The organism is Streptomyces sp. CBMA123, from assembly GCF_014596465.1.
Lineage (GTDB): Bacteria > Actinomycetota > Actinomycetes > Streptomycetales > Streptomycetaceae > Kitasatospora.
In genome coordinates, this window is the sequence record NZ_MECK01000620.1 from 1 (window position 1) to 15,614 (window position 15,614).

At 73.8% G+C, this 15,614-nt stretch carries 13 protein-coding genes; 5 read left to right on the forward strand and 8 right to left on the reverse strand.

The window, feature by feature from the left end; genetic code table 11:
* Window positions 1-171: 171 nt before the first annotated feature.
* From BG452_RS41010 to BG452_RS41020, 3 genes are all read right to left on the reverse strand, one after another.
* A complete protein-coding gene (locus BG452_RS41010; protein ID WP_188309454.1) occupies window positions 172-327 on the reverse strand; it encodes a DUF6131 family protein in 156 nt (51 codons plus the stop codon).
* A gap of 153 nt (window positions 328-480) precedes the next feature.
* A complete protein-coding gene (locus BG452_RS41015; protein WP_317621473.1) occupies window positions 481-774 on the reverse strand; it encodes a WhiB family transcriptional regulator in 294 nt (97 codons plus the stop codon).
* Between the two features lie 36 nt (window positions 775-810).
* The gene (locus BG452_RS41020) at window positions 811-2,478 is read right to left on the reverse strand and encodes a threonine/serine exporter ThrE family protein (protein ID WP_223243484.1); all 1,668 of its coding nucleotides are present in this window, start codon (window positions 2,476-2,478) and stop codon (window positions 811-813) included.
* A 292-nt stretch (window positions 2,479-2,770) separates the two neighbouring features.
* Between BG452_RS41020 and BG452_RS41025 the strand changes: the two genes are divergently transcribed.
* The gene (locus BG452_RS41025; protein WP_188309455.1) at window positions 2,771-2,941 is read left to right on the forward strand and encodes a hydrophobic protein; all 171 of its coding nucleotides are present in this window, start codon (window positions 2,771-2,773) and stop codon (window positions 2,939-2,941) included.
* A gap of 124 nt (window positions 2,942-3,065) precedes the next feature.
* Here the strand turns inward: BG452_RS41025 and BG452_RS41030 are convergent, their stop codons facing one another.
* The 3 genes from BG452_RS41030 to BG452_RS41040 all read right to left on the reverse strand — a co-directional run bounded on the left by BG452_RS41030 (window position 3,066) and on the right by BG452_RS41040 (window position 5,236).
* The gene (locus BG452_RS41030; protein WP_188309456.1) at window positions 3,066-4,169 is read right to left on the reverse strand and encodes a glutamate--cysteine ligase; all 1,104 of its coding nucleotides are present in this window, start codon (window positions 4,167-4,169) and stop codon (window positions 3,066-3,068) included.
* Between the two features lie 102 nt (window positions 4,170-4,271).
* Window positions 4,272-4,739, reverse strand: a complete 468-nt coding sequence (locus BG452_RS41035; protein ID WP_188309457.1) for an ATP-binding protein — start codon at window positions 4,737-4,739, stop codon at window positions 4,272-4,274.
* A gap of 101 nt (window positions 4,740-4,840) precedes the next feature.
* Window positions 4,841-5,236, reverse strand: a complete 396-nt coding sequence (locus tag BG452_RS41040; RefSeq protein ID WP_223243485.1) for an STAS domain-containing protein — start codon at window positions 5,234-5,236, stop codon at window positions 4,841-4,843.
* Window positions 5,237-5,696: 460 nt separating this feature from the next.
* Between BG452_RS41040 and BG452_RS41045 the strand changes: the two genes are divergently transcribed.
* Together BG452_RS41045 and BG452_RS41050 are read left to right on the forward strand one after the other, a co-directional pair.
* A complete protein-coding gene (locus BG452_RS41045; RefSeq protein WP_188309458.1) occupies window positions 5,697-9,146 on the forward strand; it encodes a HAMP domain-containing protein in 3,450 nt (1,149 codons plus the stop codon).
* 43 nt (window positions 9,147-9,189) lie between these two features.
* On the forward strand, window positions 9,190-11,658 hold the full coding sequence (locus tag BG452_RS41050; RefSeq protein WP_317621474.1) for a SpoIIE family protein phosphatase: 2,469 nt from the start codon (window positions 9,190-9,192) through the stop codon (window positions 11,656-11,658).
* Window positions 11,659-11,700: 42 nt separating this feature from the next.
* Here the strand turns inward: BG452_RS41050 and ltaE are convergent, their stop codons facing one another.
* The gene (gene ltaE / locus BG452_RS41055) at window positions 11,701-12,750 is read right to left on the reverse strand and encodes a low-specificity L-threonine aldolase (RefSeq protein WP_188309459.1); all 1,050 of its coding nucleotides are present in this window, start codon (window positions 12,748-12,750) and stop codon (window positions 11,701-11,703) included.
* A 418-nt stretch (window positions 12,751-13,168) separates the two neighbouring features.
* Between ltaE and BG452_RS41060 the strand changes: the two genes are divergently transcribed.
* Together BG452_RS41060 and BG452_RS41065 are read left to right on the forward strand one after the other, a co-directional pair.
* Window positions 13,169-14,470 (forward strand): lysine N(6)-hydroxylase/L-ornithine N(5)-oxygenase family protein, encoded by a 1,302-nt coding sequence (locus tag BG452_RS41060; protein ID WP_317621475.1) that lies wholly within the window; start codon window positions 13,169-13,171, stop codon window positions 14,468-14,470.
* A 128-nt stretch (window positions 14,471-14,598) separates the two neighbouring features.
* On the forward strand, window positions 14,599-15,252 hold the full coding sequence (locus BG452_RS41065) for an FMN-binding negative transcriptional regulator (RefSeq protein WP_188309460.1): 654 nt from the start codon (window positions 14,599-14,601) through the stop codon (window positions 15,250-15,252).
* A 66-nt stretch (window positions 15,253-15,318) separates the two neighbouring features.
* Here the strand turns inward: BG452_RS41065 and BG452_RS41070 are convergent, their stop codons facing one another.
* Window positions 15,319-15,531, reverse strand: a complete 213-nt coding sequence (locus BG452_RS41070; protein ID WP_188309461.1) for an MbtH family protein — start codon at window positions 15,529-15,531, stop codon at window positions 15,319-15,321.
* Between the last annotated feature and the right edge of the window lie 83 nt (window positions 15,532-15,614).

Consider the following 15,614-nt stretch of genomic DNA (forward strand, 5'->3'; position numbering starts at 1 on the left):
CGACGGCGAGGGCCCGCGGCGCGCCGGGCGGCGCTCCGACGACCACCGACCCGACCACTGACCCGACCGCTGACCTGACCACTGACCCGACCGCTGAGCGGGCCGCACCCGGCTCGGGCCGGCCAGGAACGGGTGTCCTGGCCGGCCCGAGCCGGGTGCGAGGTGTGCCGGTCAGTAGTAGTGGCGACGGCCGCCGACCGCGTGCCCGAGGGAACCGGCGACCCACAGGACGAGGCCGATGGCGACCAGGATGATCCCGATGGTCCACAGGATCGGGAATCCGATGACGAAGCCGACGATGAGCAGGATGACGCCGAGGACGATCACTGTGTCCTCCCTGGGTGGTGGAGACGGCGGTCGGAAGGCCGGCCGCGGCACGCTCGGTACCGAAACCCGCCCGGGTGGCGGAGCCGTCACGTCCTCCGCCGTGCCCATGAACCGCGTCTACCGCCCCAGCGCCGGGGCAAACCCCGGCGGGCCTCAGGCCGCCGGAGCGGCCGGACCGCCGGTGAACAGGGCCCGGCGCTCCTCCGCCGTCAGGCCGCCCCGGACCCCGTACGGCTCCCGCTCCGCGAGCGCCTGCCGGCGGCACTCCACCCGCACCTCGCAGCCGGCGCAGACGGCCTTCGCCGCCTCCTCGCGCTCCCTCGCGGCGTCCGGCCGCTCGGGGGCGGCCAGGAACAGGCGCCCGTGGTCGGCGCGGCGGCAGGCCGCCGCCGGTTCGGGGCTCCAGCGGCGCTCGGCGGCTTCGGGCAGGCGGGGGAGGTCGGCCACGGCGGTTCCTTCCGGTCGGGGGTCGTCCCCCGTCGTCTAACCCCGTCCCGCGCGTTCATGCCCCCGGCCACGGACCCTGGCGCACCTCTGACGCGCTTGCGGCGCACTGTGACGCACCTCTGACGCGTCCAGGCCCGGGGCCCGGTCCGGAAAGCGGGGCCCGGCCGCCGCTCGGCGCCGGTGGCGGCCCCGGCGGCCGGCGGCCGGGGCCGGACCCCGGGCCGGGAGGAACAGCCGGGCCGCCTCCCGGCCCAGGTTGACGCCGATGGCAAGGGCCATCGCGGTGGCCGTGGCGTGCCCCAGGCCGCTGAGCCCGGCCTCGGGCTCGCCGCGGACGAAGGCGAGCAGCCCGAAGTAGAGCAGTGACCCGGGCAGCAGCGACCCCAGCGCGGCGGTGACGAACGGCAGCACCGAGCTGCCCCGGTACCGGGCCATCAGCTGGCCGGACAGGCCCACCAGCACCGCGGCCAGGCCGGTGGCCATGATCGGCTCCGCGCCCGCGCCGACCAGCACCGAGTACGTCGTCCAGCCCGCCGCACTGTTGACCAGGACGGCCGGCAGCGTGGCCGGCTCGGTGTTGAGCAGCACGGCGAAGGCCAGCGCCAGCAGGACGGCGGCGGCCAGCTGGAGCGGCGGGTTGGCGGCGGCGGCCGGGCCGCTCTGGGCGGCCAGGTCGGCGCCGTTGTTGACCCCGACGTAGAGCACGGTCATCACCCCGACGACCACGCCCGCCAGCAGGTACAGCACCTCCAGCAGCCGGGCGGCGGCGGTGAGGTAGAAGCCCGCGAGGCCGTCCTGCACGGCCGCCACCATCGGCCAGCCGGGCAGCAGCGCGTACAGTCCGCCGGTGATCACCACCGAGCCGCGCAGGTGCAGGTGGTTGAAGGACATCAGGATGCCGACCACCGCGGCCGGGGTCGCGGCCACCGCGATCCGGTAGAACTCCGGCAGGTCGTGCCGCTCGACCTGGGCGGCCAGCAGACCGCCCGCCATCGTGGTGACCACGGCGCTGACGAACACCAGCCAGGCCCGGGCGTCGGCCCGGCCGCCGACCAGCAGGGTGGCGCCGCCCGCCAGCAGGCCGGAGGAGAGCACCAGCAGCCAGGCCGGGTAGTGGCGGCAGTGCCGACGCACGGCCCGCAGCCGCCGGTGGGCGTCGTCCACGGCGAGCCCGCCCGCGGTGATCTCGGTGACCATCCGGAACAGGGCGGCCAGGCCCGCGTAGTCCTCGGCGGGCCGGCGCACGAAGCGTTCGGCCGTCACCGGCGGTTCGCCGTGGCCGGGTTGGTAGGAGATCGCGACCCGGGTGAAGGCCACCTGGGGGTCGCAGGCGCGGGCCCGGTAGGTCCGCGCGACGGCGAGCATCGCCGCCTCGACGTCCTCCGCGGCCTCACCGCAGGCCAGCATCAACTCGCCCACCAGCAGCGCCAGGCCGAGCACGGCGGTCACCTCGGTCGGGCCCGGCCCGTCCGCGCCGCCGTCCTCCCCCTCGCCGTGCCCGGCCGGGGGGTGAGCGGTGGCCGGGGTGCGCAGCAGCGGCAGCATCTGCTCGGGCCAGCGGACCGCGCCGTCCGCCGCCCCGGGCGGTCTTCCGGAGACGGGGTCGGCCTCCTCGGCCTCCTCCGGCCTGCCCTGCGGCGGCACCCGTCGGCCGTCCGGGCCGTCCGTTCCGGCCCGCGCGCCACGCTCCTCGTGCTCCGGCATCGTCGCTCCCTGCATCACCCCCCACTCGGCTGCTCTCGGCACCCATCCGACTACCCGTCGCCGTCGATTCGTGAACGTCACACCCGGAGCGCGGCCGGGCCCGCACGCCCTGGTGGAGACGGCCGTCACCGGGCAGACCCTCCTGCCGGCGCTGCGAGAGGCGTTCTGACCACGCGCCCGTACCCGGCGGGACGGACCGCGCACCCGCCCCGGCCCAACAAACCGGGACATACTCCTGCGATCCGGGGGCAGAAGGAGCGACGACACACACGCCAACCGAGGAGGTCGAACCATGGTCCCGCTCCTGCTGGTCCTTCTGCTCGCTCTGATCCTGTTCGGCGCCGGATTCGCCCTGAAGGTGCTCTGGTGGGCAGCCGTCATCGTGCTCGTGGTCTGGCTGCTCGGCTTCGTCGCGCGGGGCACGTCGTCGACCGGCGCGCGGGGTCGCTGGTACCGCTGGTAGCCGCTCACGGAGCGGTCGGCACGGCCGGCCGCTCCGCACCGCGGGGCCGTCCGTCCGGGCGGCCCCGCGGTGCGTCCGGAACCGGCCGGTGGTGCCGGGGCCGCTCCCCCGGCACCGCCCGCGGTCAGGGCGTACGGGTCACCGTGGCCCCCACCAGCCCCGCCACCAGGCCCTTCCGGCCGCCCTCGCGGCACCAGCGGCGCTGCCGGTCGGCCCCGTTGCCCTCGCGCTCCAGGCCGCGCCACAGCTCGGCCACCCGGTCGGTGTCCCCGGACGCCGCGAGCCCGGGGGCGAGACGGGCCCGCAGTTCTCCGAGCACGGCCGCGGCCGGCCGGGCGACTCCGTCGGACGGGGAGACCAGCCGGCCGTGCAGGCCGGTGCGGGCGGCGTGCCAGGTGGCGGCGCGCAGCAGTTCGTCCGGAGCGTCGGGGCGGGGGCGCCCGGCCCGTTCGTCCAGAACCGCCGAGACGACCAGTGCCCTGGCCAGACCGGCGAACAACTCGGCTTCGGCGACGGTCAGCTGGACGTCCATCGCGCGGATCTCGACGGTCGGGTAGCGGCTCGACAACCGGGCCTGCCAGTACAGCTGCCCCTCGTCCACGATCGCTCCGGCGGCCTTCAGCGCCGCCACCCGCCGATGGTGGTCCGCCAGGTCGTGGAAGGCCGGCGGCGGGCCGCTGACCGCCCACTGGTCGAAGTGGACCGTCCGCCAGCTGGCGAACCGGGTGTCGGCACCGCGCCAGAACGGCGAGTTGGCGCTCAGCGCCACCAGCACCGGCAGCCAGGGGCGCAGCCGCACCAGGGCCCCGAGCCGTTCCTCCTCGTCCGGGACGCCGACGTGCACGTGCATCCCGTTCAGCATCAGGTCGTCCACCAGCGCCGGTGCCTGGTCGCGGGCGCGCCGGTAGCGCTCCCCGTCCGTGACCGGCACCGGGCCGCCCGGGGCGAACGGCGCCGACCCGACCGGCACCACCCGGCACCCGTGCTGCGCGGCGGCCGCGTTCAGTCCGGCGCGCACCCTGGACAGGTGCCGGGCCACCTCGGTCAGGTCCTCGCACACCGGTGTGGCGGTCTCCACCTGGACCTGGAGCAGTTCGTGCTGTGCCTCCGCGGGGCGCAGCGCGGGCGCCAGCGAGGCGGTCGCCAGGACCTCGGCCGCCCGGGGCAGCGGCACCCCGTCCCGGGGGTCCACCAGCAGGTATTCTTCTTCGACTCCGAGTGTCAGCATGCCCGGACCGCTACCCCGCAGACCGTTCCGTACACGGCCCGCCCCGATCCGCGCGCCAGGACACCGCGGCCCGCGGGCGGGACCGGGGCGACCGGGGCCGTGCTACGCCCGGTCGAGCCGGCCGGCGTCGAACTCGGCCCAGATCGTCTTGCCCAGGGCGTGCCGTTCGGCCCCCCAGCGGTCGGCGATCCGCTGCACGATGAACAGCCCGTGGCCGCCGGGCAGGGCCGGATGGTGCGGTTCGCGCGGGGCGGGCAGGTCGCCGCTGCGGTCGCTGACCTCGATCCGCAGCCGGTCCCCGGTGAGGTCGAGGACGAGTTCCAGCGGACCGCCGCCGTGCAGCATGGCGTTGCCGACGAGTTCGGCGACCACCAGGACGATGTCCTCCGCGATCCCGTCCGCCGTCCGGGGCGGGCACCAGTCGCCGAGCGCCAGGACGGTGTGGGCCCGGGCCCGGGCGACCGGCTTGGGCAGCCCGAGCAGGGGCAGGCGCCGCCGCTGACCGCCGGCGGGCAGGACGAGACCGGTCCCGTGAGGGCCGCCGTCCAGGGCTCCCCGGCTCATCGTCATGTGAGGGCACCCCTTTGGATCGACGACGCTTTCGCAGCTCGGTTTCCCGGTGGCCCCGGGATTATGCCCGATCCGGGACGGAGCCCCGGCGGGCACCGCCCTCAACGGGCCAGGGCCGCCTCGACCGACTCGTGGACGGAGAAGACCGCTTGCGCGCCGGTCAGTTCGAGGACCCGCTGCACGGTGGGCGCCACCGCCGCGAGCCGCAGTTCCAGTCCTTCCCGTTCCGCCGCGAGGCGCGTCCTGAGCAGGAGGTTCAGGCCCGAGGAGTCGCAGAAGGCGACTCCCCGCAGATCGATCACCACGGCGGTCGGGCGCCGCGCGACCAGGTCGGCGAGCGCTCCGGCGGCCGGGACCAGCGACTCGACGTCGAGGTCGCCGACCAGCGTGCACACCACCGCGCCCTCGTCGGTGGTGCGGCTGCGCACCTCCAGGCCGGGCCGGGGCGCGGGAACCGCCAGGGCCGTGGCGCCCTGGTCGTCCTCGGATGGCATCATCGTCGTTCCCTCCCTGTCCGTACCCCGACCCTACGCAGGCCGGACGCGACGGCCAAAACCGCAGCCCGGCCCGGGCCGAGCGGCGTCAGCCGCCCTCCGGCCCCTCCCGCAGCCGGCCCGCCGGGGTCGATCCCGGGGACCGTCCGCTGGGAGCTGCCGTGGCGAGGGGTTCACCGGTGGGCGCGAGCATGCCGGTCCTCCCATGCGACGGCACGACGGGCGCTCTATTACCCCGCCCCGGCGGATCGATGCGCCCCGGCTCCGTGGAGGTCCGGTGAAGGCCCGCGGCGGCCCGTCCCGCCCCGGCGGCGGCCATTTCCGGCGGTGAGGGCGCTGGGGTAGCCTCCGTGGCGGTACCCACCGCACCCGGAGCATCGACCGGCGCCGTCCGGTTCCCGCCCGGCGGTGCCCACGACCGGATGCCGGGCCCAGGCCCCGCGTTCTACGGAGGCGACGTTCGATGGCTGGCCTGACCACGACCGACGGTTCACGGCAGCGCCCGGGAAACGAGCCGGACACGGCACTCGTGAACGAGCCCGAGCTCCGGCAGTTGCTGGCGGGGCTCACGGCCGTCCGGGACGGCGACTTCAGCACCAAGCTGCCCGATGACGAGCACGGGCTGCTGGGCGAGATCGCCTCGGTGTTCAACGGGATGGTCGACCAGCTGTCGCACTTCACCTCCGAGGTGACCCGGGTCGCCCGGGAGGTCGGCACCGAGGGCCGGCTCGGCGGCCAGGCCCAGGTGCCGGGCGTCTCGGGCACCTGGGCGGACCTCACCGACTCGGTCAACGCGATGGCGGGCAACCTCACCTGGCAGGTGCGCGGCATCGCCCAGGTGACCACGGCGGTGGCCCGCGGCGACCTCACCCAGAAGATCGAGGTGGACGCCCGGGGCGAGATCCTGGAGCTGAAGAACACCGTCAACACGATGGTCGACCAACTCTCCTCGTTCGCCGGGGAGGTGACCCGGGTCGCCCGGGAGGTCGGCACCGAGGGCCGGCTCGGCGGCCAGGCCAAGGTCGAGGGCGTCTCCGGCACCTGGCGCGACCTCACCGACTCGGTGAACTCCATGGCCGGCAACCTCACCGGGCAGGTCCGTGCGATCGCCCAGGTGGCCACCGCGGTGGCCGAGGGCGACCTCTCACAGAAGATCACCGTCACCGCGCGCGGGGAGATCCTGGAGCTGAAGGAGACCATCAACACGATGGTCGACCAGCTCTCCTCGTTCGCCGACGAGGTGACCCGGGTCGCCCGGGAGGTCGGCACCGAGGGCCGGCTCGGCGGACAGGCCAAGGTCGAGGGCGTCTCCGGCACCTGGAAGCGGCTCACCGAGAACGTCAACGAGCTGGCCGGCAACCTCACCCGGCAGGTCCGGGCGATCGCCGAGGTCACCAGCGCCGTCGCGGCCGGCGACCTCACCCGCTCGATCACCGTGGACGCCTCCGGCGAGGTCGCCGACCTCAAGGACAACATCAACTTCATGGTCGAGTCGCTGCGCGAGACGACCCGCGCCAACGAGGAACAGGACTGGCTGAAGACCAATCTCGCCCGGTTCTCCGCGCTGATGCAGGGCCGGCGCGACCTGGGCGTGGTCGCCGAGTCCGTCATGGACGAACTCGCCCCGCTGGTCGGCGCCCAGTGCGGCGCCTTCTACCTCGCCGAGGACAGCGGGGCCGGGACGATACTCCAGCTCGTCGGCTCGTACGCGTTCCCCGACGGCGAGCGGCCCACCCGCTTCCGGCTGGGCGAGTCGTTCGTCGGCCAGGCCGCGCGCAGCCGGCGAACCATCGCCGTCGGCGCCCTGCCGCCCGGCTACCTGGCCGCCTCCTCCGGCCTGGGCCGCACCGAGTCGCTGTCCCTGATCGTGCTGCCGATCGTGGTCGAGGAGCAGGTCCTCGGCGTCATCGAGCTGGCCTCCGTACAGCCGTTCACCCAGGTCCACCGGGACTTCCTGGACCAGCTGATGGAGACCATCGGCGTCAACGTCAACACCATCATCGCCAACGCCCGGACGGACGAACTGCTCGGCGAGTCCCAGCGGCTGACCGCCGAACTCCAGGCGAGGTCCGCCGAGTTGCAGGCCCGGCAGGAGGAACTCCAGTTCTCCAACGCCGAACTGGAGAACAAGGCGGAGCTGCTGGCCACACAGAACCGGGACATCGAGACCAAGAACCTGGAGATCGAGCAGGCCCGCCAGGAGCTGGAGGAGCGCGCCCACCAGCTGTCCCTCGCCTCGAAGTACAAGTCCGAGTTCCTGGCCAACATGAGCCACGAACTGCGCACCCCGCTCAACAGCCTGCTGATCCTGGCCCAGCTGCTCGCGCAGAACCCCACCCGCAACCTGAGCGCCAAGCAGGTCGAGTACGCCGGCATCATCCACTCCGCCGGGTCCGACCTGCTCCAGCTGATCAACGACATCCTCGACCTGTCCAAGGTCGAGGCCGGGAAGATGGACCTCAACGTCGACGCGGTGCCGCTGCACACCCTGCTGGACTACGTCGAGGCCACCTTCCGCCCGATGACCGGTCAGAAGAACCTCGCCTTCTCCGTCCGGACCGCGAACGGGGTCCCCGGCGAACTGCGCACCGACGACTACCGGCTGCGCCAGGTGCTGCGCAACCTGCTGTCCAACGCCGTCAAGTTCACCGAGCACGGCCAGGTCGAGCTGCGCATCGAGCCCGCCGCCGAGGCCGAACTGCCGGACGGCGTGCGGCGCGGCGTCCCGGTGCTCGCCTTCCGGGTCACCGACTCCGGCATCGGCATCGCGCCCCAGCACCTGGAGACCGTGTTCGGCGCCTTCCAGCAGGCCGACGGCACCACCAGCCGCAAGTACGGCGGCACCGGCCTCGGACTGTCCATCAGCCGCGAGATCGCCTACCTGCTCGGCGGCGCGATCACCGTGGAGAGCACCCTGGGCCAGGGCAGCGCCTTCACCCTCTACCTGCCCGTCGAACACGAGGTCGCCGCCGAAGCCCCGGCGGCGTCCGGACCGGCCACCGGCGGCGCCGCGCGGCCCACCGCGGACCACCCCCACGACCCGGCCGACCACGCCGCCCCCGGGCAGCCGCGCCGGCTCCTCGTGGTCGAGAGCCGCCCGAACGGCCTGCTGACCCTGGTGGCGGAGAACGCCGTCGCGGACCTCGCCCGCTACTCCGCGGGGCACCGGCAGGTCGACATCGTCACCGCCGTCGGCGCCCAGGAGGCCGCCACCGCCCTCGCCACCGCGCCCTGCCACTGCGTGGTCCTGGAACTGGACCTGCCGGACGGGACGGCCGCGACCCTGCTCTCCGAGATGGAGGGCGACCCGGCGCTGCACACCGTGCCGGTGCTGGCGCACAACAACCGGAGCGTCACCGCCGAGCACCCGGACACCCTCGGACGGCCGGACGGCCGCCCGCTGGAACTGCTCACCAGCCTCGACGAACTGCGCGAACGGATCGCCCTCCACATGAGCGCCGACCACCCCGGCGGCGCCCTCCCACCGGTGCGCGACACGGACCGGGTCCAGGCCTGGAGCCCCGACGCCGGGCCGGCCCTCTCCGGGCGCACGGCCCTGGTGGTCGACGACGACGACCGCAACCTGTACGCGATCACCAGCATCCTGGAACTGCACGGGATGCGGGTCCTCCAGGCCGAGAACGGCCGCGCCGCCCTGGAGTCGCTGACCGCCCACCCCCGCATCGACGTGATCCTGATGGACGTGATGATGCCCGAGATGGACGGCTACACGGCCACCGCGGCGATCCGCGCCATGCCCGAGCACGAGGGACTGCCGATCATCGCCGTGACCGCCAAGGCGATGATCGGCGACCGGGAGAAGAGCCTGGCCGCCGGGGCGAGCGACTACATCACCAAGCCGGTCGACGCCGACGAGGTGATCAACCGGATCACCCACCACCTCGCCCGGTAACCGCCGTACGGAGCCGCAGTCCACGACCCAGGAGCCCACCACCGTGCAGCACCCCCAGGAGCAACCCGCGGCCGACCACACCCCGGCGGCCGACCCGGGCCCCGTCCTCCCCCGGGTCGGCGCCCAGCGGACCCCGGACGACCCGCAGCCACCGGCCGGCCGGGAGGCGGACCGCACGGCGACGGCGATGGGCCGGCTCGCCAGCACGGTGGATCGGCTGCGCCAGGAGCTGGACCAGGCCCAGGCCGACTCGGCGGGCCGCGCCGTGGTCGAACTCGCCGTGGGCGTCCTGGTGGAACGCCTGCGCTGCGGCCCCACCGAGGCCGCCCGGCAGCTGGAGGGCCTCGCCGCCCAGGCCGGGGTGACCACCCTGGCGCTGGCCGCCGACCTGGTGAACCAGGTCGCGGCGGACCGGATCTCCGCGCTCGCCCGCGAGTTCGTCGCCGGGACGGCGGTCCAGCCCGCGGAACCGGTCGCACGGCGGCTGCGCAGCATCGAGGCGGACACCCTCGCGGGCGGCGACGCCGCGACGGCGGCGCGCTCCATGCTGGAGCACGCCCTGCGCCCGCTCGGCGTGGCCGCGGTGGCCGTCTGGGCCGCCCACCCCGACCTCTCGCTGTCCCTGGCGGGCAGTGCCGGCTTCCAGCCGGACGAGGCCCGCCACTGGCGGCACGTCCCACCCGGCGTCCCCACCCCGGCCCGCCGGGCCCTGGACGAACGCGGCACCGTCGCCTACCACACCCTCGCCGACGCCTCGCTCCCCTCGATCGGCCAGCACGACGTCCGGGGCGGCCGGCTGGCCGTTCCGGCCGGCGTCGGCGGCCGGCTGATCGGCGTGCTGGAGATCTGCTGGCGCGAGGAGCTCCCCGAGCGCTCCCAGCCGCTGCAGCGGCAGTTCGAGGCACTCGCGGAGGTCGCGGCCGCGACCCTGGAGTCCTGGGACGGCCAGGAGTTCTCCACCACCGACCCCACCGACGCCCGGTTCGACGAGCTGCGGCAGCTGACCGACGGACTGTTCGACCCCTGCCTGGTCCTGCGGGTGGCCCCGGACGGCGACGAGCTCCCGCCGCGGTTCGTGGTCCGGCACGTCAACCCGTCCTTCGTGGACTTCGCCGGCCGCCCCACCGTGGCCATCGTGGGCCGGCGGCTGCTGGAGGCGTACCCGCTGGCGGCCGAGCCGGGCGGCCTGGCCGAGATGATCGAGCACGTCTTCGCCACCGGCGAGCCCTTCCGGACCCAGGAGATGCGGCTCGCCGCACTGGTCGACGGGGTGCCGCTGACCACCCGGGCCCAGGTCAGCATCAGCCGGCACGGCACCCACCTGGTGGTGGTCTGGCGGCTCGACGACGGCACCCCGCGGGTCGCCCGGCTGCTCCAGCACGCCCAGCGCCTGGGCCGGATCGGCGGCTTCGAGGAGAACCTGGGGACCCGCCAGATCGCCTGGAACGAGACCCTGTTCGAGCTGCACGGGCTGGCTCCCGGCTCGCAGCCGATCTCCCTCGAGCAGCTCGCCGAACACGCCCACCCGGACGACCGGCACACCATCGGCCGCTTCCTGCGCACCCTGCTGCACCACCGGCGACCGGCCTCCACCGCCTTCCGGCTGCAACGCCCCGACGGGGTCACCCGGCACATCCGGGTGGTGGCGGAGCCGGTGCACGACCCCGGCAGCGGACTGCGCGTCGTCCGCGGCGCCTACCAGGACATCTCCGCCCAGCACTGGACGGAGGTCGCCCTGGCCGCCACCCGCGACCAGCTCGCCCAGAGCGAGCAGCAGGCCGCCGAACGCAGCCGGCTGGCCCTCCAGCTCCAGCACGCCATCATGCCGCCCGCCCGGGGCCCGCTGGACCTCCACGACCTGCACGTGGCCGTGCGCTACCGCCCCGCCGAGAAGGACCACCTGGTCGGCGGCGACTGGTACGACGCCCTCGTCCTGCCCACCGGCGACGTGCTGCTGTGCGTCGGCGACGTCGCCGGGCACGGCATCGAGGCCGCCACCGGCATGGTCGCGCTGCGCAACGCCCTGCGCGGCCTGGCCGCCACCGGCGCCGGGCCGGCCCAGCTGCTGAACTGGCTCAACAGCGTCACCCACCACCTCACCGACAACGTCACCGCCACCGCGGTCTGCGGACTCTACGAACCCGCCACCCGCCGGCTGCGCTGGGCCCGCGCGGGCCACCCGCCGCCGGTGCTGCTGCGCGAGGGCCGGGCGCGGACCCTCCCGCAGCTCGGCGGGATCCTGCTCGGTGCCCTGGACCAGGCGGACTACCAGGAGGACGAGTTCGTCCTGGAGGCCGGGGACACCCTGGTGATGTACACCGACGGACTGATCGAGCGCCGGGACGAGTCGCTCCAGGCGTCGCTGAGCAACCTGATGACCCTCTCCGAACGGGCCCACCGGCTGTCGGCCGACAGCGCGGACGGTCTCGAAGGGCACCTGGACCACCTGCTGCAGTACAGCAGCGCCGACACCGACGACGACACCTGCCTGGTCGGGGTGGCCGTCCGCTGAGCCCGGCCGGCTCAGCCCGCCGGGCTCAGCAGAGCGCCGGGCTCAGCCGGCCACCGGGCCCTCCTTGAGCACCCGGGCCACGATGGCGACGGCGGCCGTCACGTCCTCGGCGCTCACCCCGTTGTGGACCACCAGGCGGATCCGGCCGTGGCCGAACTCGGTGGCCGCCACACCGTGGTGGGCCAGCGCGTCCAGGAAGGTGCGCCAGCTGAACCGCTCGTCGGTGACCTCGAAGATGACGATGTTGGTCGCGACGGTGTCCACGTCCAGCTCCACGCCGGGGAGCACGGCCAGCCCCTCGGCCAGCCGCCGGGCGTTGGCGTGGTCCTCGGCCAGCCGCTCCCGGGTGTCCAGGGCGACCAGGGCGGCGGCGGCCAGCAGCCCGGCCTGGCGCATCCCGCCGCCGAGCATCTTGCGCAGCCGGCGGGCCTTCCCGACGAACTCCGCGCTGCCGGCCACCATCGAGCCGACCGGTGCGCCGAGGCCCTTGGACAGGCAGAACTGCACCGAGTCGACGTGCGCGGTGATCTCCGCGACCTCCACCCCGGCGGCGATCGCCGCGTTGACCACCCGGGCGCCGTCCAGGTGCACCGCGACGCCCCGTTCGTCGGCGAAGCGGCGCACCTCCGCCAGGTAGTCCAGCGGCAGCACCACCCCGCCGCAGCGGTTGTGGGTGTTCTCCAGGCAGATCAGCGAGGGCAGCGCGAACTGGGGGTCGTCCGGGTCGTCCGGGAAGGCGGCGGCGAGGTCGGCGAGCGCGATGGTGCCGTCGGCCTGGTTCGGCACCGGCTCGTAGACGACTCCGCCGCAGACGGCGGCGCCGCCCGCCTCGTACAGCCAGATGTCGCTCTCGGCGCCGACCACGGCCTTGGTGCCGCGCGGGGCGTGGGCCATGATCGAGGCCAGGTTGGCCATGGTGCCGCTCGGGAAGAAGCAGGCCGCCTGCTTGCCGGTGAGTTCGGCGGAGCGGCGTTCCAGCTCGTTGACCGTCGGGTCCTCGCCGTAGACGTCGTCGCCGAGCCGCGCCCCGGTCATCGCGGTGAGCATCGCGGGCGTCGGCAGGGTGAAGGTGTCGCTGCGCAGCTCGATCACGGCGGGAAGGCCTCTCGTTCCAGGACGGTGCGGTCGCGGATCCCCGCACGCGCGAAACCCTGCCCGGTCGGTTCTTGATGGAAAGTCAGTGAATGGAGTTCGGATAGCCGGTGACGAACTCATCTGCCGAGTCGCCGACTTGGGGTGCGGACAGCCCCCACCTCGAACTCTTCGGATGCTATTCAGCGCGCCGATCCGCCGTCAAGGGTGGTCTTGATCTCCTCGCCGGAAGAACGCCAAGTCAGCTCGATTGATCGTGAGTTCATTCTTTTGCTTGCACAGCCGGTGGGCAGCTCCTACTGTCATGGAGTGATCAGGAGTCGCGGCAGCGTGCTGCCCTGAGCACCGTCATCGGTCGGCCTGACTCGGCGTCGACCCAGACAAGGCCATCCCCAAAAGGGAGAGAGCAGGGAAGTCCGTGGGTGAGCGGCAGCGGTCCGGCGTGGTCGCCGGAACCGGCATCGTCGACGTGGCCGGAATCGGCTTCGGCCCCTCGAATCTGGCCCTCGCGGCCGCCATCGCGGAGACCGCCGACGGGGCCCCGGTGACCGCGCGCTTCTTCGAGGCGCAGCCGCGTTTCGGCTGGCACCGGGGCATGCTGATCGAGGGCGCGACCATGCAGGTCTCGTACCTCAAGGACCTGGTGACGATGCGGAATCCGCGGAGTCCGTACTCGTTCCTGTGCTATCTGCAGGCGAAGGACCGGCTGGCGGACTTCATCAACACCAAGTCCGCCTACCCGCTGCGGGTGGAGTTCCACGACTACCTGGAGTGGGTTGCGGAGAGCTTCGCGGACCTCGTCTCCTACGGGTCGCGGGTGGTGGCGGTCGAGCCGGTCACCGGCGAGCAGGGGATCGAGTTCCTGGACGTGGTCTTCGTCGCGGCCGACGGCACCCGGCAGGTCCAGCGCGCCCGCCACCTGGTGGTCGCCGCCGGGATCGAGCCGCGGCTGCCCGCCGAACTGCCGGTCTCGGCCCGGATCTGGCACACCTCCGGGTTCCTGCCGGAGGTGGAGCGGATCGCGCCGCAGGACCCGCGCTCCTTCGTGGTGCTGGGTTCGGGCCAGAGCGCGGCGGAGGCGATCGAGCACCTCCACGCGCGCTTCCCTCGGGCGCAGGTGCACTCGGTGCACGCCCGGTACGGCTTCAGCGTCGCCGACGACAGCCCGTTCGCCAACCAGGTGTTCAATCCCGAGGCGGTGGACCGTTTCCACACCGCGCCGGACGACGTCCGACAGCGCCTCGTCGAATATCACGCCAGTACCAACTACGCGGTGGTGGACGCCGATCTGCTGAACTCGCTGTTCCGGCAGGCGTATCTGGAAAAGGTGGCCGGAAAGCCCCGGCTGCATTTCCACAACGTCTCCCGGATCCGCGAAGTGGCGGAAACTCCGGACGGTCTGCGGGTCGACGTCGAATCACTGTCCTCTGGCACCAGCACCGTCATCGAGGCGCAGGCGCTGGTGTGCGCGACCGGGTACACCCGCACCGATCCGGCGGTGTTCCTGGACGGCCTGCTGCCGCACTGCCGGTTCGACGACCAGGGCCGGCTGCGGCTGGACCGGGAGCACCGGGTGGTCACCGACGACGGCGTGCGGTGCGGGATCTACGTCCAGGGCTTCGGCGAGCACAGCCACGGGCTCTCCGAGACCCTGCTGTCGCTCTCCGCCGTCCGGGCCGGGGAGATCGGCGACATGCTCGTCAAGGCGCTGTCCGGCTGACCGGGGCGCCGCGCCGGGCCACCGGCACGCCCGGACGCCGGGCCACCGGCACGCCGGAACACCGGCACGCCTGAACGCCGGCATGCCGCAACGCCGCAGCGCCGAACCGCTGAGAGGGAGAAGGACGAGTGTTCACGCCGAAGCTCTACCAGGTGGACGGGGACGACTGGCCGCTGCGGGTCGTCGAGCGGCATCCGCTCGCGGTGCTCACCAGCAACGGGCACCCGACGCCCAACGCCACCCACATCCCGGTGATCGTGCCGCCGGACACCACCGTCGGCAGCCCGCTGCTCGGGATGCGCCTGTGGACCCACATGACCCGGGCGAACCCGCACTTCCGGCAGCTCGTCGCCGACGGCGGCGGCCCGGCGAAGCTGGTCTTCCACGGCCCGGACGGCTACGTCACGCCGACCCTCTACTCCGCCCCGATGGTCTCGCCGACCTGGAACTACGTGGCGGTCCACCTGGAGGGCACGGTGGAACTCGCCGGGGACGACGAGACCCTGACCATCGTCCACACCACCGCGCAGACGCTGGAGGACCGGTTCGGGGACAAGATGCCGCTCGCCCCCTCGCTGGAGTACCACCGGCAGATCGTGGGCGCGGTCGGCGGCATCCACTTCACCGTGACCAAGGTCGAGGCGATGTTCAAGCTGAGCCAGGAGAAGGACGCCGAGGTCCGGCAGCGGGTGATCGACCGGTTCGCCGACAGCGGCTCGGGGCTGCACCGGGAGGTGGCCGACACCATGCGGGCGCTGCGGCTGGGCACCGAGGCCGGCTGAGCCGGAGAACGCCGGAGGCCCGGGGCGGGTACCGCCCCGGGCCTCCGGCGTTCCCGTCCGGGCGGGTCAGCCCTGGGCGGAGTCCATGGCGCGCCGCAGGCTCAGCGGGCGCATGTCCGTCCACACCTGCGCCACGTGGTCCAGGCACTCCTGGCGGGTCCCCGCGAAGCCCTCGGCCCGCCAGCCGGCCGGGACGTCCCGCTCGGCCGGCCAGACGGAGTACTGCTCCTCGTCGTTGAGGACCACCAGGTGCCGGCGGTCGTCGTCGAGCTCGCTCATGTGCGTTCCTTCCGTTGGGGGCCTGGGAGAGGCCCGGACAGGGCCAAGGGCCTGTCTTCACACTCCCGCCTGCGGGGCGACGC

Coding starts and splice junctions, on each gene's coding strand:
- BG452_RS41035 (WP_188309457.1), bottom strand. CDS start 4,739: ATGACGATGAGCCGGGGAGCCCTGGACGGCGGCCCTCACGGGACCGGT.
- BG452_RS41040 (WP_223243485.1), bottom strand. CDS start 5,236: ATGATGCCATCCGAGGACGACCAGGGCGCCACGGCCCTGGCGGTTCCC.
- BG452_RS41030 (WP_188309456.1), bottom strand. CDS start 4,169: ATGCTGACACTCGGAGTCGAAGAAGAATACCTGCTGGTGGACCCCCGG.
- BG452_RS41070 (WP_188309461.1), bottom strand. CDS start 15,531: ATGAGCGAGCTCGACGACGACCGCCGGCACCTGGTGGTCCTCAACGAC.
- BG452_RS41045 (WP_188309458.1), top strand. CDS start 5,697: ATGGCTGGCCTGACCACGACCGACGGTTCACGGCAGCGCCCGGGAAAC.
- BG452_RS41025 (WP_188309455.1), top strand. CDS start 2,771: ATGGTCCCGCTCCTGCTGGTCCTTCTGCTCGCTCTGATCCTGTTCGGC.
- BG452_RS41020 (WP_223243484.1), bottom strand. CDS start 2,478: ATGCCGGAGCACGAGGAGCGTGGCGCGCGGGCCGGAACGGACGGCCCG.